This is a genomic window from Paraburkholderia flagellata, assembly GCF_021390645.1.
GTDB classification, from domain to species: domain Bacteria; phylum Pseudomonadota; class Gammaproteobacteria; order Burkholderiales; family Burkholderiaceae; genus Paraburkholderia; species Paraburkholderia flagellata.
The window spans coordinates 483,972-503,193 of the sequence record NZ_JAJEJT010000002.1 but is presented as its reverse complement, the minus strand read 5'-3'; the positions used below and the strand labels follow the sequence as shown (position 1 = coordinate 503,193).

General features: G+C 65.6%; 17 protein-coding genes. 9 read left to right on the top strand and 8 right to left on the bottom strand.

Annotation, left to right across the window (positions count from 1 at the left end):
* Positions 1-5 precede the first annotated feature (5 nt).
* From L0U83_RS16665 to mdcH, 6 genes are read left to right on the top strand one after another with little or no spacing between them, the layout of a single operon-like run.
* Positions 6-962, top strand: coding sequence for a triphosphoribosyl-dephospho-CoA synthase (locus L0U83_RS16665; protein WP_233884777.1), 957 nt, complete (start codon positions 6-8; stop codon positions 960-962).
* Positions 950-1,252: a malonate decarboxylase subunit delta gene (locus L0U83_RS16660; protein WP_233884775.1), complete on the top strand. Its 303-nt coding sequence runs from the start codon at positions 950-952 to the stop codon at positions 1,250-1,252. The genes L0U83_RS16665 and L0U83_RS16660 overlap by 13 nt, the downstream gene beginning before the upstream one ends.
* Positions 1,249-2,130 carry a biotin-independent malonate decarboxylase subunit beta gene (locus tag L0U83_RS16655; protein ID WP_233884774.1) on the top strand — a complete coding sequence of 294 codons (882 nt, stop codon included), beginning with the start codon at positions 1,249-1,251 and terminating at the stop codon, positions 2,128-2,130. The genes L0U83_RS16660 and L0U83_RS16655 overlap by 4 nt, the downstream gene beginning before the upstream one ends.
* Positions 2,127-2,942: a biotin-independent malonate decarboxylase subunit gamma gene (gene mdcE / locus L0U83_RS16650; protein ID WP_233884773.1), complete on the top strand. Its 816-nt coding sequence runs from the start codon at positions 2,127-2,129 to the stop codon at positions 2,940-2,942. The genes L0U83_RS16655 and mdcE overlap by 4 nt, the downstream gene beginning before the upstream one ends.
* Entirely contained in the window at positions 2,942-3,619 is a 678-nt protein-coding gene (locus L0U83_RS16645; RefSeq protein ID WP_233884772.1) for a malonate decarboxylase holo-ACP synthase, read from the top strand. The genes mdcE and L0U83_RS16645 overlap by 1 nt, the downstream gene beginning before the upstream one ends.
* On the top strand, positions 3,616-4,554 hold the full coding sequence (gene mdcH / locus L0U83_RS16640) for a malonate decarboxylase subunit epsilon (protein ID WP_233884769.1): 939 nt from the start codon (positions 3,616-3,618) through the stop codon (positions 4,552-4,554). Before L0U83_RS16645 ends, mdcH begins: the two co-directional genes overlap by 4 nt.
* A gap of 136 nt (positions 4,555-4,690) precedes the next feature.
* Here mdcH and L0U83_RS16635 read toward each other — a convergent pair whose 3' ends face one another.
* Together L0U83_RS16635 and L0U83_RS16630 are read right to left on the bottom strand one after the other, a co-directional pair.
* Positions 4,691-5,287 (bottom strand): alpha-ketoglutarate-dependent dioxygenase AlkB family protein, encoded by a 597-nt coding sequence (locus L0U83_RS16635; RefSeq protein ID WP_233886540.1) that lies wholly within the window; start codon positions 5,285-5,287, stop codon positions 4,691-4,693.
* A gap of 125 nt (positions 5,288-5,412) precedes the next feature.
* The gene (locus L0U83_RS16630) at positions 5,413-5,748 is read right to left on the bottom strand and encodes a hypothetical protein (protein WP_233884765.1); all 336 of its coding nucleotides are present in this window, start codon (positions 5,746-5,748) and stop codon (positions 5,413-5,415) included.
* 460 nt (positions 5,749-6,208) lie between these two features.
* On the opposite strand from L0U83_RS16630, the gene L0U83_RS16625 reads away from it, so the two are divergent.
* Entirely contained in the window at positions 6,209-7,366 is a 1,158-nt protein-coding gene (locus L0U83_RS16625) for a metallophosphoesterase (protein WP_233884763.1), read from the top strand.
* Positions 7,367-7,468: 102 nt separating this feature from the next.
* Positions 7,469-8,560: an AI-2E family transporter gene (locus L0U83_RS16620; protein WP_233884762.1), complete on the top strand. Its 1,092-nt coding sequence runs from the start codon at positions 7,469-7,471 to the stop codon at positions 8,558-8,560.
* Positions 8,561-8,579: 19 nt separating this feature from the next.
* On the opposite strand, the gene L0U83_RS16615 is transcribed toward L0U83_RS16620, so the two are convergent.
* From L0U83_RS16615 to L0U83_RS16590, 6 genes are all read right to left on the bottom strand, one after another.
* Positions 8,580-10,019 carry a heavy metal sensor histidine kinase gene (locus L0U83_RS16615; RefSeq protein ID WP_233884761.1) on the bottom strand — a complete coding sequence of 480 codons (1,440 nt, stop codon included), beginning with the start codon at positions 10,017-10,019 and terminating at the stop codon, positions 8,580-8,582.
* Positions 10,016-10,705: a heavy metal response regulator transcription factor gene (locus tag L0U83_RS16610; RefSeq protein WP_042265081.1), complete on the bottom strand. Its 690-nt coding sequence runs from the start codon at positions 10,703-10,705 to the stop codon at positions 10,016-10,018. Before L0U83_RS16610 ends, L0U83_RS16615 begins: the two co-directional genes overlap by 4 nt.
* A 139-nt stretch (positions 10,706-10,844) precedes the next feature.
* Positions 10,845-12,350, bottom strand: coding sequence for an efflux transporter outer membrane subunit (locus L0U83_RS16605; RefSeq protein WP_233886539.1), 1,506 nt, complete (start codon positions 12,348-12,350; stop codon positions 10,845-10,847).
* 14 nt (positions 12,351-12,364) lie between these two features.
* Entirely contained in the window at positions 12,365-13,612 is a 1,248-nt protein-coding gene (locus L0U83_RS16600) for an efflux RND transporter periplasmic adaptor subunit (protein WP_233884760.1), read from the bottom strand.
* A 19-nt stretch (positions 13,613-13,631) separates the two neighbouring features.
* Entirely contained in the window at positions 13,632-16,841 is a 3,210-nt protein-coding gene (locus L0U83_RS16595) for an efflux RND transporter permease subunit (RefSeq protein WP_233884759.1), read from the bottom strand.
* A 265-nt stretch (positions 16,842-17,106) separates the two neighbouring features.
* Positions 17,107-18,153, bottom strand: coding sequence for a LysR family transcriptional regulator (locus L0U83_RS16590; RefSeq protein WP_233884757.1), 1,047 nt, complete (start codon positions 18,151-18,153; stop codon positions 17,107-17,109).
* 218 nt (positions 18,154-18,371) lie between these two features.
* Between L0U83_RS16590 and L0U83_RS16585 the strand changes: the two genes are divergently transcribed.
* On the top strand, positions 18,372-19,079 hold the full coding sequence (locus tag L0U83_RS16585) for an MgtC/SapB family protein (RefSeq protein ID WP_233884756.1): 708 nt from the start codon (positions 18,372-18,374) through the stop codon (positions 19,077-19,079).
* Positions 19,080-19,222: the final 143 nt, after the last annotated feature.

Genomic DNA, 19,222 nt, shown 5'->3' with positions numbered 1-19,222 from the left:
CGGCGATGCGCACGCTTCCTTTTACGGTGCTTGCCGAAGGATCGGCGGGCCTTGCGCGACGCGTTGCATATGCCGGCGATTCGCAAGCGCACGGCGTAGAAGCGCAGCTCGCACGCTTCGCCCGCGACGCGCTGATCGAAGAAGCGCGCCTCACGCCCAAGCCCGCGCTCGTGGACGCGCGCGGTAGTGGCGCGCACAACGATCTCGATCTCGCGACGATGCTGCGCTCGGCGCACGCGCTCGAACCCACGTTCGAAGCGCTCGCGCGCGCTTCGCGCGGGGCCGCGCCCGGCACGGCGCTGCGCACCGATCTCGCACGCATCGGCCGCGCCGGCGAAGCCGCGATGATGCGTGCGACGCAAGGCAGCAACGCGCATCGCGGCGCGATCTGGATCGTCGGGCTGCTCGTGGCGGGCGCGGCAATCGTGTATACGCCGCAAAGCAGCGACAGCGCGTGCGCGCATGCCGCGAATATCTGCGAAACGGCTGCTCAAATCGCGCGCTACGACGACCTGCTCGCGCAACCCGCGCAAAGCAACGGGGAGCGAGTGCGCCAGCGCTACAACGTGGGCGGCGCGCGCAGCGAAGCGCAAGAAGGCTTTCCCCACGTCGTTCGCGTTGGCCTGCCCGCGCTGCACGCCGCGCGCATGCATGGCCACGACGAAGCCCACGCGCGCGTGGACGCCCTGCTCGCAATCATGGCCTCGCTCGACGACACCTGCGTGCTGCACCGTGCGGGGCTCGCCGGGCGCGAGGCCGCGCAAGCGGGCGCGCAACGCGTGCGCGATGCGGGCGGCGTCGCCACGCAAGCCGGCCGCGCCGCGTTCGATGCACTCGAACGCGCGCTGCTCGCACTCAACGCATCGCCGGGTGGCGCGGCCGATCTGCTCGCCGCGACGCTCTTCATCGACAGACTGGTTCAGCACCGCATGGGCGGGAGGACGGTTTCATGGAACAACTGACATTCGACTACCCGGCGCAACGCGCCGTGACGACGCGCGCTCACGTAGGCGTGGTGGGCTCGGGCGATCTCGAAGTGCTGCTGCAACCCGCCAGCGACATGAAGGCGCGCGTGGTCGTGCAGACGAGCGTGGACGGCTACAGCCACATCTGGAAGAGCGTGCTCGACCGCTTCTTCACGCGCTATGACGGCGCGGCGCTCATCGAGATCAACGACTTCGGCGCCACGCCGGGCGTGGTGGCGCTGCGGCTCGCGGAAGCCGTGGAAGCCGCGCAGGAGGCGCAGTCATGAGCAGCACTCATCAACTGACGCCCGGCGCGTTGCTGCGCGAGAGCTTCATCGAATTGAGCGCGCGCGAACGCGCGGCCGCCGTGCTGGACGCGGGCACGTTTCGCGAACTCCTCGGGCCGTTCGACCGTATCGAATCGCCGTGGCTGCCGTTGCAGGGCATCGTCTGCCAGGCCGACGACGGCGCGGTGATCGCGCGCGGCACCATCGACGGCCAGCCCGCCGTGGTGGCCGCGATCGAATCGGCATTCCAGGGCGGCAGTATCGGCGAGGTGTCGGGCAGCAAGATCGCAGCCGCACTCGAACTGGCGCTCGCCGACTGCGAGCGCGGCAAGATCGTGCGGCCCGTCATCCTGTTCGAAACCGGCGGCGTGCGCCTGCAGGAAGCCAATCTCGGCCTCGCGGTGATTGCGGAGATCCAGTCGGCCATCGTTGCGTTGCGCCCGCATGTTCCTGTTGTCGGCGTGATCGCGGGCATGGTGGGCTGCTTTGGCGGCATGTCGCTCGCGGCCGCGTTGTGTTCGACGCTGGTGATGACGAAGCAAGGGCGCCTCGGCATGAATGGCCCGGAGGTGATCGAGCAGGAAGCCGGCATCGAGGAACTCGATTCGAGCGACCGCCGCCAGGTGTGGCAACTGATCGGCGGCGAGCAGCGCGCGCAGACAGGCTTCGCCGATGCGCTCGTCGACGACGCCGTGGACGATGTGCGCGCCGCTGTGCGCGCGGCGTTTGCACAAGGCGCGCCGCACACGCCGCGCTCGGCGGATGTGGATGGCACGCTCGCGAAGCTCGCGCAGATCGATCCCGCCAGCGTCACCCCTGAAACGATGCGTGCGGTGTTTACCGCTTCGCCCCTGGCCCTGAGCGGAGAGAACGCATGAACGATACGACGACGAGCCGTGGCGCACGCTGGCTGCGCGCACTCGCGGGCGCCCACACGCAGGGCGCATGCGTTCAATATGCCGATGCGCCGCTTGACGACGAGGCCGCGCGCTTCATCACCGTCGTGCCCGATCCCGCGAACCGTTTTCCGCGCGCGCGCGACAACGTGGTGGGCCTCGAACAGGGCTGGCATCTCGCGAAGGCCGTGCGCGAAGCGATCGCCGAAGACGCCGCAAACGGCAAGCGCCGCCCCATCATCGCGATCGTGGATGTGAAGAGCCAGGCCTACGGCTATCGTGAGGAGATGCTCGGCATTCACCTCGCCTGCGCCTCCGCCGTCGACGCCTATGCGAGCGCGCGGCTCGCCGGGCATCCCGTGGTGGCACTGATCGTCGGGCCTGCGATGTCGGGTGCGTTCCTCGCCCATGGTTATCAGGCCAATCGCATCGTCGCGCTCGACGCACCCGGCACGATGGTCCACGCCATGGGCAAGGAAGCGGCGGCGCGCGTCACGCGGCGCAGCGTGGAGGACCTCGACGAACTCGGCGAAAAGATCGTGCCGATGTCGTATTCAATGGCTTCGTTCGCGAAACTCGGTCTGCTCGACGAGTTGATCGAGGGCGTCGACGCGGACGCGCCCAGCGACGCGCAGATCGCACGCGTGCGCGATGTGCTCGCGCAGAAGGTGCGCGAAGCACGCGGCGACAAGAGCGGTCTCGCGCATCGTCTGCAGGGCGAGTCGGCGCAGCGTACGCGCGCGGCGTCGATCGAGGTGCGCAAGCGCCTCGCGCAACAGTGGGACGCTAGCTGATGCGCGTGTGCGCCGCCCCACCGTTTGCTGTTGATGCGCCGCGCCTCGATGACGCGCGCTGGCGCGCGCACGACCTGCTTCGCGTCGCGCGTCTTGCGCCGTGCGACGACGAGCCGGATTGGGTGCGCGGCGCGCTCGCTCGCGCACCCTGGGTCGTCGTGCGGCGCACGTGCGCGGCGGCGGGCTTCGTGGCGGTAGGCGTGCGCGGCAGCGTACGTTCGGAGCGTTTCGGTACATGGCTGTGTAATGAGGATATCGAATCATCTGTGAGCCCGGAGGATCTTCTCGGCATTGATCCATTGCGCGCACGCCGCGCATTGCCCGCGTTCATCGCGCTGGCTACCCTGCGCTCAACCGCCTCGCCGTTGCGCAATTACGTTTGGGGCCCCACGGGCAGCGCCGGTTTCGAGCTTGCCACAGGCGTTCCCACCCTCACGGCATCGAGTGATCTCGACATCCTGATTCGCCTGCCACAACGCATCTCGCGCGCGGCTATAGACTCGCTTGCGCAAACACTCGCGCAAGCCGCCAGCCGCGCCGGCACACGCATCGACGCGCAACTCGAAACGCCCGCCGGCGGCGTCGCACTCGCCGAACTCGCGGCGCATAAGCCGCGCGTGCTGGCGCGCGCTTCCCGCGGCGCGCAACTCGTCGCCGACCCTTGGCAAGCGCCATGACGCTCGCCCTGCTCTTTCCTGGCCAGGGCGCGCAAAGCGCGGGTTTCCTCCACAAACTGCCGCAGCATGACGCAATACGGGCAACGCTCGACGAGGCGTCGGCGGCACTGGGCTTTGACGTCCTTACGCTCGATAGCGACGACGCCTTGCGCTCCACGGTCGCCGTTCAGATCGGCCTCACGGTCGCGGGCGTCGCCTTCGCGCGCGCGCTCGCGCATGAAGGCCTCGTGCCGCAGTTCAGCGCCGGGCTTTCAGTGGGCGCGTATGCGGCCGCCGTGAGCTGTGAGGCCCTGACGTTCAGCGACGCGCTGCACATGGTGCGCAAACGCGCCGAACTGATGGAGAACGCGTGGCCCTCTGGCTATGGCCTCACGGCGCTTGCCGGGTTGAGCGAAACTCAGGTGGAAACGCTCGCGAGCGAGTATGCGCATGAGAGCGGCGAACAGGTGTACGTGGCGAACGTCAACGCGCCGCGCCAGATCGTCGTGGCCGGCGCCGATGCCGCGCTCGAAGCCTTCGCGGCCCGCGCGCTCGCCGCTGGCGCGCGCAAGGCGCAACGGCTTGCAGTTGCCGTTCCTTCGCATTGCGAACTATTGGCCAGTGCCGCCGATACGCTCACCGAGTGGGCGCACGACATACCCTTTCGCGCGCCGCGTGGCGTCTATGTGGACAATCGGGGCGGCCGGCCGCTCTACGACGCCGACGCCATCCGCGCCGATCTCGCGACCAACATGCGCTACACGGTGCGCTGGTACGACGCGCTCACGGTCATGATCGAGTCAGGCGCGAGCGTCCTGGTCGAAGCGCCGCCCGGTCAGGTACTTACGGACATCGCCCGCGAGCGGTATCCCGAGGTGGCAGCGCTCGCGAGTGCAGGTTTGCCGCTGGAGCGGCTCGTCGCGATCGTGCGGCGCCGGCTCTGCGAGGACGCCTGAACGCCACGCCTACGCCGACTATGGCGTTTATGCGCATAAACTCTTATTCAATTTTTAGCGCGAAGCCCCATGTGCGCGTAGTCACCGCCACGTCAAAGATCGGCGATTTATCACTCATCTCACGCGATCGAGCAGTCTATTTCCGCAATTCAGGCATCACCACACGAAACGTGAGATTCACGCGCTCGCCACTCACGGTGGGTTCTTTCGGCACGCGATGCCGCCACTGCGCCTGTGTCTTGCCCTGCATCACGAGCAGACTGCCGCTCGTCAACTGGAAAGAGCGCACCACGCCCGTCGCGTTGTGACGCAAGTCGAAGCGCCGCGTCGCGCCGAGGCTCAGCGAAGCAATCACCGGCTCGGGGCCGAGTTCGGGTTCGTGATCCGCGTGCCAGCCCATGCTGTCCGTGCCCATGCGGTAACGGTTGAGCAGCACGCTGTTGAAGCGCACGCCGCAAAGCGTGGAGATGGCATCGCGCAGTTCGGCGACCTGGCGAGTCCACGGTTGCGGAACATTTCGGATGCCTGAGTAGATGTACACCGCGCCTTCGTCGCCCTGCCAGGCCGTGAGGCGCGGTTGGTCCACCCAGCCGCCGGGCGTGCGGATGCGTTCCTGGCGCCAGTCGGCTTCGGCAATGATGCGCGCTAGCGCCTCGGCGGCCGCGTCGGGCGCGAGCCATGACGGATGCCACGCCACGTCGGGGGCCGGCGTATCGTCGAAAAGATCGAACATCGCGAATGCTTCAATCGAGCGGGAAAACATGCAGTTTCGCATGGCGCGGCCCCGGTCGCTGCGCGCCCTCGCTTCCCGCAGGACAGCGAATCAACGGAAACCTGACAGCAACGACGGCAAACAAATCAGGTAAGCAGCGCGACGTAGAACACCACTGCGCCAATGAGCGCGCCGACGAAGCAGAAGCCTTCGGCGGGTTCGTCGGTGGTGCGCGATCGCAGCCATGCGCCCAGCACGCCGAACATGCCCGCAATACCGAGCGCGACGAACACCATCACGACGTCGAATAACGCGCTGCGGCCAATATCGGGAATATCGATGCCCTTGACCGCGATATACAGCGCGATGGCCATGATCGAGAGCCCGACCATCGGCAGCATGACGTGGCTGCCCTCGTGCCCGACGTGACGACCATGCAGCCCTTCGTGCAGCCCATGTGTGACTGGCCGGATACCTTTCATGATCCGTCTCCCCCAGAGCGCCCGAAACCGCGCGGGCCTCGTTTCGAGCATAGTCCATCGCGGGGGCCGATTCAATGGACGTTTAATAGAGTGCGCCCGGCCCCACGAGAACATAGTGCGACGAGTGGGATCGCACTGGCAATCCAGGGAAATGCCGCACTGCCACACATGTACGAAGGAAAGCGCCGAGGCCCATGCATACAAGCATGCATGTATGTTGATGCGTTATCGATCAGTCGTTGACGAGCCGCCTCATGACGCATCGCAGCATGCTGCAGACGCTGACCGCCTCCGCCTCGCGGCACGAAGTCTGCTGCGCCGGTAAAATGCAACGCAGCTACCTGCACTATCCCGTCCGCCGGGTTTTCGACCGAGTCTCGATGGTTTGGCTTTGCTGCTGCTGTGCGCCCTACCCGGCACGCCAACCCACGTCGGTCCGCTCCCATCTGTTTGCACCGCCATGCACCGACTCTCGTTTCTGGTCCGCTTCATCGCCATCGGCGTGCTGCTGCATGCCTATGTCGGCTTTCGCCTGATTCCCGATCTGCCCGTGCCCGCCGTCGGCAAATGGCTCGCCGTGCTGTGGCTCGTCCTGTCGGTGCTGTTCATCCCACCCGGCATACTCGCGCGGCGCTTCAAGCGCCAGCCGCTCGGCGACCGTCTCGCCTGGATCGGCATGCTCGCCATGGGCTTCTTTTCGTCGCTGCTCATGCTGACGATCGCGCGCGACATCGCGCTCGCCTCGGCCATGACCGTGGAAGCGCTGTGGCCCCGCGCCATCGATCTCGCCGGCTGGCGCACCGCGAGTGCCGCCGCGGTGATCGTGCTTGCGTTCCTCTCTTCCGGCTTCGGCTTCTTCAACGCGCGGCGGCGCGCGCGCGTGCGCAACGTCGAGGTGCCGATTCGTGGCCTGCCCGCCGCGCTCCACGGCTTCACCATCGTGCAGTTGAGCGACATCCATGTCGGGGCGACGATCAAGCACGGCTATGTCGATGCGATCGTGCGCGCCGTGAACCAGCTCGACGCCGACGTGGTCGCCATTACGGGCGACGTGGTGGACGGCAGCGTGGCGCATCTCGCCGAGCACACCGCGCCGCTCGGCAAGCTCCATGCGCATCATGGCGTGTATGTCGTGACCGGCAACCACGAATACTACTCGGGCGCGGACGCCTGGATTGCCGAGTTCCGCCGCATCGGCCTCACGGTGCTGATGAATCAGCACGTGGTGATCGAACATGGCGGCGCGCGGCTCGTGCTGGCCGGCGTGACCGACTTCACGGGCGGCCAGTTCGATCCCGCGCACCGCAGCGATCCGGCCGCGGCGCTGCGCGACGCGCCCGACGACATCAACACGCGCGTGCTGCTGGCGCACCAGCCGCGCACGGCGCACGCCGCCGCCGACGCAGGCTTCACGCTGCAACTCTCCGGCCACACGCACGGCGGCCAGATCTTCCCGTGGAATTTCCTCGTGCGGCTGCAGCAGCCGTTCACTGCGGGCCTCGAAAAGCTCGGCGGCCTGTGGGTCTACACGAGCCGCGGCACGGGCTACTGGGGGCCGCCCAAGCGCCTTGGCGCGCCTTCGGAGATCACGCGCGTCAGGCTCGTGGGCCCTCAGTGAACCACTGGGCGCGCTGCGCCCAAGGCCCGCGTGCCCTTGCCGGTATCATCCGACGATGCCGCCGTTCGTCCGCCAGAACGCTTTAACCGGAATTCATCGCACATGGAAGGCAACAAGCACCTTCACCAGACATCGTTCTATTTGCTGCTGTTCACGGTGTCCATCGCGCTGTGCTTCATCCTTGCGCCGTTCTTCAGCACGGTGCTCTGGGGCGCCATACTCGCGTTGATCTTCCAGCCTGTGCAGCGCCGGCTCGTCGCGCGCCTCGGGCGGCGGCGCAATGTCGCCGCGCTCATCACGCTCACGATCTGTCTCGTCATCGTGATCTTTCCGCTTACGCTCGTCACGGCCACGCTGGTGCAGCAGGTCGCATCGGCGTATCAGCAGGTGCGCAGCGGCAGTCTCGACTTCGGCGCGTACTTCACGCAGATCGTCCATGCGTTGCCCGATTCGATTCAGAACCTGCTCGCGCGCTACGACCTGATGGATCTGCCGGGGCTGCAGCAGCGCCTTTCAGCGGGCGCCGCGCAGATCAGCCAGTTCGTCGCCACGCGTGCGCTCTCCTTCGGGCAGAACACGCTGCAGTTCATCGTGAGCTTCGGCGTGATGCTTTATCTGTTCTTTTTCCTCGTGCGCGACGGCCGCGAAATTTCGCGGCTCGTGCGCGACGCCATTCCGCTCGACGAGCAGCACAAGCTGCACCTCATCCGCAAGTTCACGACGGTGATCCGCGCAACGGTGAAGGGCAACGTGGCGGTGGCGGTCGTGCAAGGCGGGCTGGGCGGCATCGCGCTCTGGGTGCTCGGCATTCAGGGCGCGCTGCTGTGGGGCTTCGTGATGATGCTGCTCTCGCTGTTGCCCGCTGTGGGCGCGGCCCTCGTCTGGGGGCCCATTGCGATCTACTTCCTCTCCACGGGCGCGGTGGCGAAGGGCGTCGGGCTCATCGTCTTCGGCTCCGTCGTGATCGGCACCGTGGACAACGTGCTGCGGCCCGTGCTCGTGGGCAAGGACACGCGCCTGCCCGACTGGGTCGTGCTGATCTCGACGCTCGGCGGAATTTCGCTCATCGGCATCAACGGCTTCGTGATCGGGCCGCTTATCGCTGCGCTTTTCATCAGTTGCTGGGACTTGCTGCGCAAGGACCAGCACAGCATCGAAAACGAGAGCGCGCCCGTGGAAGACGAGCCCGTGTAAGCGCCGCTTCAGTGCCGTATTAGGGCGAGACGTGCAGCGGCAACCCGGCACGGCCCTGGCGTGAGATACCGGCAACGGGCGCTTCGGGCGCGTCGATGCCGTCCACGGCCACCGAAAATCCGAACGTGTTGACGCCATCCGCACTGCGAACGAACACCGTGCCGCCGTGCATTTCCGCCACGGCCTTGACGATCGAAAGCCCGAGCCCGTGATTTTCGTGGCTGTTCGAGCGCGCTTCCTGAATGCGGTAGAAGCGGTCGAAAATATGCTCGCGCGTCACCGGGTCGAGCGGCTCGCCGGGATTCGAAACGGCGATCTCGACGTGACCGTCCTGCGGAGCGACCGTGGCGCGTAGCGTCGTGCCGGGCTGCGAATGCTGGATCGCGTTGACGAACAGATTGCTCACGGCGCGGCCAATTAGCGACGTGTTCACCCATGCGCGCGCCTCGCCCTGCACCTCCACGCGTAGCTGCGCCTCTTCCAGCGGCATTTCCAGGAAATCGAGCATGCGTTCGATCTCCGAGCGCAACGACACTTCCGTGAGATCGGTCGCGCGTTCGCCGCGATCGCTGCGCGAGAGGAACAGCATGTCGTTCACGATCACGCGCAATCGTTCGAATTCCTCAAGATTCGATTGCAGCGTCTGTTGCAGCTGCTCGACGGAACGGTCACGCGTGAGCGCCACCTGGGTCTGACCGATCAGGATGCTCACCGGCGTGCGCAATTCGTGCGCGACGTCGGCGTTGAACGATTCGAGGCGCTCGTAGGCCTTGTCGAGACGCTCGAGCGCGCCATTGAACGAAGTGGTGAGTTCGTGCAGCTCCTCGGGCAGTTCGTCCGCATGCAGACGCTGGCGCCGGTTCAACGGGCTCAACTGCGAGGCCTCGCGCGACAGGCGCGTGAGCGGCGCAAGCCCGAAGCGCGTCACCGCGCGGCTCAGCACCGCGACCGCGATGGTGGAAAGCGCGATCAGCACGCCAAGCGCAATGCCAAAGCGCCGCAGCATGCCTTCGGTGCGCACACAGTCGCTGCCGACCACGAGTTTCACCTGGGGCCGGTCGCCGCTCGCGGGCACGATAAAGGTCGTCGTGATGATGTCGTAGCTGCAACCGGGCGGGCGCACGAGCACGTGATTCGGGCCGACGTCACCCGTGATCTTGCCGACGATGGGCGTGCCGAAACGAAAGCGCGGATCGGGGCCTTCGACGTAGTAATGCATGCGGCTGTCCGCGGGCGAGAGGTCGCGCAGCTTTTCCTGCACGAAGGCCCACTTCTGCACGTCCGGCGCGTGCGAGATGATCAGGCTCGCAATGCGCGCACGCGTATCCAGCGTTTCGCGCAACTCGTTGAAGAGCTGGCGCTGCATCAGGAAGAAGAGGCCCGCGCCCGTGAGCGTGAACACGATGAGCGACACCGCTGCGAACATCGCCGAAAGCCGCAGCGAGATCGAGCGTTTCATGACGTCTGGCCTCCTTCCTCGCGCACTTCGAGCACGTAGCCCATGCCGCGTATGGTGTGCAGCAGTTTCGCCGCATGCGGGCCGTCGAGCTTGGCGCGCAGCCGCTTGATCGCCGTTTCCACCACATTCGCATTGCTTTCGAAATTCACGTCCCACACCAGTTCGGTGATCAGTGTCTTCGAGAGAATCTCGCCACGCCGCCGCGCGAGCACCGAAAGCAACTGGAATTCCTTCGCAGTGAGATCGAGACGCACACCGTCGCGCGTCGCACGGCGGCTGATGAGGTCCACCTGCAGATCGCCCACCGAAATCAGCGTGGATTCCTGTGTGCGCGCGCGCCGCGTGAGCGCGCGCAGGCGCTCGACGAGTTCGAGAAACGAGAACGGCTTGGTGAGATAGTCGTCGGCGCCGTCGCGCAGACCGTGCACGCGGTCGTCCACGCGGTCGCGCGCCGTCAGCATGATGACCGGCGTGTCCTTCTTCGTGCGTACCGCGCGCAGCACGCCGAAGCCGTCGAGCTTCGGCAGCATGACGTCGAGCACGATCACGTCGAAGTCGTATTCCGTGGCCATCCACGCGCCTTCCTCGCCGTCCATGGCGACGTCCACGACCCAGCCCTGCTCCGTGAGTCCGCTGCGCAAGTAATCCACGACCTTGCGCTCATCTTCGATAACCAATACTTTCATGCCCGCCCTCCTCTTCGCGCGCTGCCCTGGCGGTTCCGGCCGGTGCGACTCGTGACCGCCGTTGCGCGCTTTTATATACCCTGGCGCCGGGCTCGCTCAAGCCCTCTTATATGCCTCGATTTCAGCCCTTGCGTACGGCTTAGCTTCTACCCTCGGTCTTGGGCACTTCGCGGCACGTACCCGCGCTGCATGCCATTTCGCGATCGTCGGCGCTCCAGCCGCCGCCCAGCGCCTTCGCGAGAAACACCACGGTGGCGACCTGCTGGCCGTGAATCTGCACCTCCTGGCGCTCGCTGGCGAGCAACTGCTGCTCCGCGTTGAGCACGTCGATGAACGCCACGAGGCCGCCCTGATAGCGGTCGTTGGCGAGATCGAAAGACTTGCGTGCGTCGTCCACGGCCGACTGGCCATCGGTCGATGCGCGCTCCAGCACCGAAAGCCCCGTTACCGCATTTTGCACCTCCTGGAACGCGGTGAGCACGGTCTGACGATAAGACGCCTGCGCCGACTCGTAGCCGGCCTGCGCGAAATCCACGCCCGCGGCGCGCTTGCCGCCATCGAACAACACCTCGCTGGCCGTCGCGCCCACCGACCACATCAGGCTCGGCACGGAAAAAAGACCGCCAAAGCGCGTCGATTCCCAGCCGAACGTGGGTGAAAGCGTGATGTCCGGGAAGTACGCCGAGCGCGCCACGCCGATCTGCGCGTTGGCCGCGGCCATCGCGCGCTCGGCCGAAGCCACGTCGGGCCGCCGCTGCAGCAGTTCGCTCGGCAGCCCCGTGGGAAGCGCCGGCACTGGCAGCGGCGTGACCTTCTGCGCAATCGTAAACTCGGGCGCCGGCTTGCCGACCAGCACGGCAATGGCGTTCTGCTCCTGCTGGCGCTGGTTTTCGAGCAGATGCACCTGGGTTTGCGTCGCGGCGAGCTGGGCTTTTTGCTGCAGCAGTTCCAGGCCCGAAACCGCGCCGAGATCGTGCTGCGCGGTCACGAAATCGAGCGCCTTTTGCTGCAGTTGCGCCGAGCGGTTCACCACGTCGATCTCATTGTCGAGTTCGCGCATGGCGAAGTAGTCGGTGGCGAGTTCGGCGGTGAGCACGAGGCGCGCGTTGGCGAGATCGTCGCCGGCCTGCTGCGTCGATGCCTGCGCCGACTCCACCATGCGCCGGATGCGCCCGAACAGGTCCAGCTCGTAGCTCACGGTCGCGCCAACGATGACCTGGTTCTGCACGGTCGACGTGTTGGGCGTCGCGTAGTTCGTCAGCGGACGATTCGCGGAAATGCGCTCGCGCGCGAGGCCCGCGTCGAGCCCGACCTGCGGGCTTTGCTGCGACGACACCGAGGCGAGCGTGGCGCGCGCCTGCGCGTAGTGCGCGGCGGCCACACGCAGCGTCTGATTCTCAGCGAGCGCAGCGGTTTCCAGACCGTCGAGCTCGGGGTTGTCGAAGGCCTTCCACCATTGCGGATCGAGCGGCGCATGCGAAGGCTGCGCCGCGTGCCAGTACGAATCGGCGGAGTCGACGCGCCACGCCGCCGGGCTTTGCGTTTGCGGCGCGTGGTAGTCAGGGCCCACGGTGCAGGCCGCGAGACCGATCGCGCCAAGCGCCGTGAAGTAAGCGAGCGGCTGTGGCAGCGTGGTTTGCCGCATGTTCTGCCGCATCGTCACGTCGCGCTCCGCCTGGCGGCTTCACGCGCCGCTTCGGTCTTGTTCGGCGCGACCACGACGACACTGTCGCCGTCCGCGATCGAATCGCTCGGGTTGAGCACGACGCGATCAGTCGGTTCGAGCCCACCGCTGATTTCGAGCGTCTGCCCGAGGTCCTGCGCGATTTCCACTGCCTTGAGCTTGACCTTGCCGTCCGCATCGACAACGGCAAGACGCGGCCCTTCCGAACGGAACAGCAACGTGTTGCCCGGCACCGTGAGCAAGCCCTTCGCATCGGTCTGCAAGGCGGCTTGCACATAAGCGCCAGGCAGCAGCTTGCCGTCGTGATTGGGCAGCGAGATTTCGGCCTCCAGCGTGCGCGTGGCCACGTTGATGGCCTGCGCCGTGCGCGTGACGGTTCCGTCGAACGTCACGCCCGGCAACTCCTGCTCGGTCACGCTCACGTGCTGGCCAACCGCGACCTGCTGCGCGTAGGTCTGCGGCACGTCGAGATAGAGGCGCAATGGGTCGGACTGTGCAATCGAAAAGAGTGCATGCCCCGCGCCGCCATTGCCCGCATTCACGAGGTCGCCGATATCGACGTTGCGCTGCGTGATGATGCCCGTAATCGGCGCGACGATGCGCTGGAACGACTTCATCTCCGTGAGGCGGCGCACGTTCGCATCGGCGGCGGCGAGATTCGCCTGGTCCGTGTTGAATGCGCCCTGGCGGTCGTCGAGTTCCTGCTGCGAGACCGCATCGCGCTGGCGCAACTGCTGCGCGCGATCGAACGAGGTCTTGGCGAGCGCGAGCGTCGAGGCGGCCTGATCGCGCTGCGCCTGCGCCTGGGAGAGTTCCTGGTCGATCTCGGGCGTGTCGATCTCCGCGAGCAACTGGCCTTGCTGCACGTGCGCGCCGATATCGGCGTACCAGCGCCGCACGTAGCCGTTCGCGCGCGAGTAGATCGGCGCTTCGACATAGCCGCGCAGCGTGCCAGGCAGCACGATGCGGCCGTCCGCGCCGGCCGGCACGGGTTGCACGACGCTCACATACTGCTTCGCGTTCTGCTTCGTGACATCGGCGAGATGATGCGCGTTCATGAGGTTCGAGACGATCGTGCGCGTAGCGCCCGCAGCGAGCAGCAGCGCGACCACGATCACCGCGAGGCGTGCACGCTTGCCCGCCTGGCCGCGCGCCGGCAAGTCGAGGCCCTGCTCGCCGCCGACGGTGATGTCGAGAGATGAATGGTGGTGAGGTTCGTTCATGTCTTCGGCCAATTTTGACTTAACGGGTATCGCCTCGTGCACCACGGTGCTGCGCCTCGCGCTCGCGTTTCGCGGCAGCGCGGTGGGCGAGCCGTGTATGCACGCTCGCAAACATCAGCGGGACGAACAATAGTGTGGAGACCGTAGCGAATAGCAGGCCACCGATCACCGCGCGTCCGAGCGGCGCATTCTGCTCCGCGCCCTCGCCGAGGCCCAGCGCCATCGGCACCATGCCGATCATCATGGCGAACGCCGTCATGAGCACGGGGCGTATGCGGGTGGCGCCCGCTTCGAGCGCGGCGGCGAGCGGCGTTGCACCCGCGGAGAGGCGCTGGCGCGCGAACGAGACTACGAGAATGCTGTTCGCGGTCGCCACGCCCACAGTCATGATCGCACCCGTGAGCGCGGGCACGCTCAGGTGCGTGCCGGTGATGAACAGCATCCACGCAATACCCGCGAGCGCGGCGGGCAGCGCGCTGATGATGATGAGCGGATCGGCCCACGACTGGAAGTTCACGACGATGAGCAGATACACGAGCACCACCGCCATCGCAATGCCAACGCCGAGGCCCACGTATGACGAACGCATCGTGCCGATCTGGCCGCGCATGGTGATGGTCGTGCCGCGCGGCGCGTGCGCCTGTACATGCCGGATGATGTCGTTGATGTTCACGCCAACGGAACCCAGGTCGCTGCCCTCCACGCTCACGAGCAGATCGATCACGGGACGGATGTTGTAGTGCGTGATGATTGCGGGCCCATCATGCGGCCTGAGCTGCACGAGATTGCTCACCAGTTGCAACGGCGCATTGGCGTTCGTGCTGTGCGCGGAAACGGGCGTGCCCATCAGTTCGTTCATCGAAGTTTCGCGATACTGCGGCGTTTGCACCGTGAGCGGATATTCCACGCCGTTTTGCGGGCTCACCCAGAACGCGGGCGACGTCTGCGTGCTGCCCGAGAGCGCGATCAGCACGTCCTGCGCAACGTTCTGCGGACTCAGGTTCAACTGCTGCATGCGCGAGCGGTCCATCGCAAGCGTGAGCGCGGGTTCGTCGTTACGCTGCTCGATGTGCGCATCCACGGCGCCAGGCAGTTGCCGCACCTCCTTGAGCAGCGTGCTCGCCAGCGCCATGTCCTGGTTCAGATTCGCGCCCACCACCTGCACGTCGATCGCCGCGGGCTGACCGAAGTTGAGAATCTGCGTGATGATGTCCGCGGGCTGAAAGAAGAACTCGACGCCCGGAAACCGTTGCGGCAGCAACGTCCGCAACTTGTCGATATAAATGCGCGAGGGATCGTGGTCGGGCTTCAGCGCGATCTGGACTTCGCCGTCGAGCGTGCCCATCGTCCCCGCATTGCTGTACGAGAGATTGATGCCGCTATAGGGCAGCCCGAGGTTATCGACGATTGTCTCGAGTTGATCGGGCGGCACCACGTCGCGAACCACCTGCTCCACCTGGTCGGCAAGGCGTGCCGTTTCCTCGATGCGAAAGCCCGTTGGCGCGCGCATGTGCAAGCGAATGTTGCCGGCATCGACCGAAGGAAAGAAGTCGCGGCCAAGGAAGAACACGAGGACGAGCGAGAGCAGGCAAAACGCGAGGAAGGTGCCGCCGAAGAACTTGCGGCGCGAGAGCAGCGGGCTCAATAGCGCGATGTAATTGGCGCGCACGCGCTCGAATGCGTGATTGAAGCGCCAGTGTATGCGCGAGAAGAGCGAGCCTTGCGCGCGCTGCGCGTGCGCCGTGGGATCGTGGCCCTCGAAGAGCAGCATGGCGAGCGTCGGTACGAGCGTGCGCGAGAGGATGTACGACGCGATCATCGCGAACACTACGGCTTCCGCGAGCGGCACGAACAGAAAGCGCGCCACGCCCGTTAGAAAGAACATCGGCACGAACACGATACAGATGCATAACGTCGAAACGAGCGCGGGCACGGCGATTTCGCCCGCGCCTTCGAGAATGCCGTCGTGCAGTTTCGCGCCCAGATGCAAGTGCCGCTCGATGTTCTCGATCGTGACCGTTGCGTCGTCAACCAGAATGCCGACTGCGAGCGCAAGGCCGCCGAGCGTCATGATGTTGATGGTTTCGCCAAGCGCATAGAGCGCGATGATCGACGAGAGAATCGACAACGGAATCGACACCGCGATGATGAGCGTGCTGCGCCAGTTGCCGAGAAAAAGCAGGATCATCGCCGCCGTCAACGCAGCAGCAATGAGCGCTTCGCGCACCACGCCCTGCACGGCGGCGGAAACGAATACGGACTGGTCAAAGAGCGGCTTGACGACGAGGTCGGCGGGCAGCGTGTCGCGCGCCTTGGGCAAGAGGCCTTTGAGTGCGCCCACCACCTGCAGCGTCGATGCGTCGCCGCTCTTGAGGATCGACATCAGCACGCCGCGCTGGCCGTCCTGGCGCACGACGTTGGTCTGCGGCGTGAAGCCGTCGCGCACGTGCGCCACGTCGCCGAGATAGGTGGTCGCACCGTTCACCGTCTGCACGGGAATGCGGTTCAGCCCCGCGATCGTATCGGGCGATGCATTGGTGTCCACACGATATTCGGTTTGCCCGAGCTTGGCCGTACCCGTCGGCAAAATGAGGTTCTGCGCGTTGACCGCGTTGACGATATCGGCGGGCGTGAGGCCCTTCGAAATGAGCGCGCGCGTGTCGAGATCCACGGAGATCACGCGCGTTTTGCCGCCATACGGGTAAGGCACCTGCGCGCCGGGAATCGTAATGAGCTGCGGGCGCAGGAAGTTCATCGCGACGTCGGCAAGCGCCTGCTCGCTCATCGACTTGCTGGAGAGGCCGAGCTGGATCACCGGAATGCTCGAGGCCGAATAGCTGATGACGAGCGGCGGCGTGGCGCCGGGCGGCATCTGCTTCACCTGCGCCTGCTCCGATGCAACGGCCTGCGCGATCGCCGTTTGCAGGCTCGCGCCCGGCTGCAGGAACAGCTTGATGATGGCGATGCCCGGCAGCGATTGCGACTCGATGTGCTCGATGTTGCTCACCGTGGTCGTGAGGCTGCGCTCGTTGACCGAGGTGATGCGGTCGGCCATGTCCTTCGCGGAAAAGCCGGTGTACGACCAGATGATGCTGATAACCGGGATGTTGATGTTCGGCAGCACGTCGGTGGCCATCGACATGAGCACGAACGGCGTGGCCAGCACGATCAGGATGGCCATCACGATGAACGTGTACGGTCGCTTCAGCGCGAGATTGACAATCCACATGTCAGTGTTTCGGACAACTCAGGCGAGGGGTTGAGACGAGGACGCATTCATCCAGCGGGTGCCGCATCATAGGCAATGGCGGTGGCAGGTCGCTGGCGCCAATATGGCGAAATTGACAGGTAACGCGCGAGGCGCGCGAATGCGCACGGGAGCGCAGATGGATCGCTGCTGCAGCGTCGCGAAGCGCTTGTAAAGCCGCCCGCGAAACGCGCTGTAATAGCTTCGCGCTTCGCGAGCAGTTCTTTAACTGCTTCAGTTCACTGCTTCAATTCACCAAACGCAGGCGCTCCAGGTCGTGCGTGTTGTGACTGCGGCCACGGCCGCTACGCGCACGCGTACCTCGCGGACCCGAGTGCGCCTCCATCTCGTGAAGCAGCGGGTCGTCACAGGTGGCGAGCGCGGCCTCCTGTTCGGCGAGAACGAGCGGTACCTTCTCGCGCAGAAACTCGACGAAGGTGCGGATCTTCGCGTCCAGATAGCGGCGCGAAGCGTACAGCGCGTAGATGTTGAGCTTCTGCAGCGTGTGCGTGGGCAGCACGCGGACCAGGGTGCCATCGGCAAGACCGGGCAGCGCCACTGGCACCGGCAGCGGGCCGATGCCCATGCCTTCGCGTATGGCGAGCGCGAGCGCTTCGGGGTTGTTCACCTGGAACGGCGTTACGCCCGTGTGCCGGAAGGTCTCGCCGAGCGGCCCCTCGGAAACCCATTGGCCGGCGGGCAGGCTCGCATCGGTCAGGTGCAGGCAGGTATGCGCCGCGAGGTCGTCGAATGATTGCGGCTCGCCGCGCGTGCGCAGATACTGCGGCGAAGCACAGAGAATGGCGGCGGTGCTGCCCAGATGCTGGGAGATCAGCGCGGAGTCCTCGAGTTCGGCGGCCACCACGACCGCCACGTCGAAGCCCTCCTCGATGATGTCGGGCATCTGCTGCGCGATGGTGAGATCGACCGAGACCTCCGGCAAATGCTGCTGATAACGCGCGATGAGCGGCATGACATAGTGCTGCCCGAAACTCGTGCCGCCATATACGCGCAGCTTGCCCGCGGGGTTCGCGTGCGCGGCGGCGGCTTCGGCCTCGGCTTGCTCGATGTCGGCGAGAATGCGCTTGCAGCTCTGCAAGTAGCGCTCGCCCGCTTCGGTCAACGACATGCGCCGCGTGGTCCGGTTAAGGAGCCGCGTGCGCAGGCGCGACTCCAGATCGGTGACCGCGCGCGAGACCTGCGCGGTCGTCATCGTTTCGCTCGCCGCAGCGCGCGTGAAGCTGCCCGACTCCACCACTCGCACGAAGACCCGCATATTGCGCAGCGTATCCATCAGAAACTCCCGTTCATTCGGCCTGCCTTCCCATCTCGATACGAATGAAACCAGTTTCGCCCACGAGCGGTGACCTGATCCTGACTCGAACATGACATCTCGGACAGCTTGGCGCGAAGCCCCGTCCCGCGTATGATCCACGGGCCCCCGATGTACCCGCCACGCCTTGCGCGAGAGCCGCATGGCGTGCGGCCGCCCTGCGTTTTCATGACAAAACGATGACTCTCGAATTCGCCCTGCGCCTTCTCGCGGCGTTCGCCTGCGGCGTCGCCATCGGCCTCGAACGACAGATTCGCCAACGCACGGCCGGTCTGCGCACCATCACGCTCGTGGCAAGCGGTGCGTGTTTGTTCGTCACGCTCGGCGTGCTGACCGGCAATGGCTCATCCGGTGTGACGCAAATTGCCGCCTATGTCGTCTCTGGCGTGGGCTTTCTGGGCGGCGGCGTCATCATGCGCGAGAAGGGCTCGATTCAGGGCATCAATACCGCGGCGACGCTATGGTGCTCGGCGGCCGTGGGGGTGCTGTGCGGCGCGGGTCATTACGGCCCGGCGGTGGCCGGCACTGTCGTCGTGCTGCTCACGAATACCGTGCTGCGCGAGGTGAGCCGCATCATCAACGCTTCGCCCGTTTCGAACGCGGATCTCGTGCGCGCTTATGTGCTTACCGTGGTTTGCCGCGAGGAGGACGAAGTTCATATCCGCACGTTGCTTTCGAATTCTTTGTACTCCACGCCGCTTTCATTTCAAAGCCTCACGAGCGAGGACCTGACCGGCGATCCGCCGCGCCTGCGCGTGACCGCAACGATGCGCTTGCATCCGAAGTACCAGTCGAAGCTCGAACTCATGGCGAGCCGCCTGAGCATGGAGAAAGGCGTCTCCAGCGTGAGTTGGACTGCCGCGGAACCCGAAATCGCGCCCGAATGAGCTTTGCGCGTTGCATCGACTCGCATTCCTTACGAATGCATTTCTAATTCATTGCGCTTTTTAAAATTATCCACGGCGGTATTCAAGAACTGTCAATTCTGGCCGCGTTTCATGGACGCCTATTCGCCCTTGGACTAAGCTGC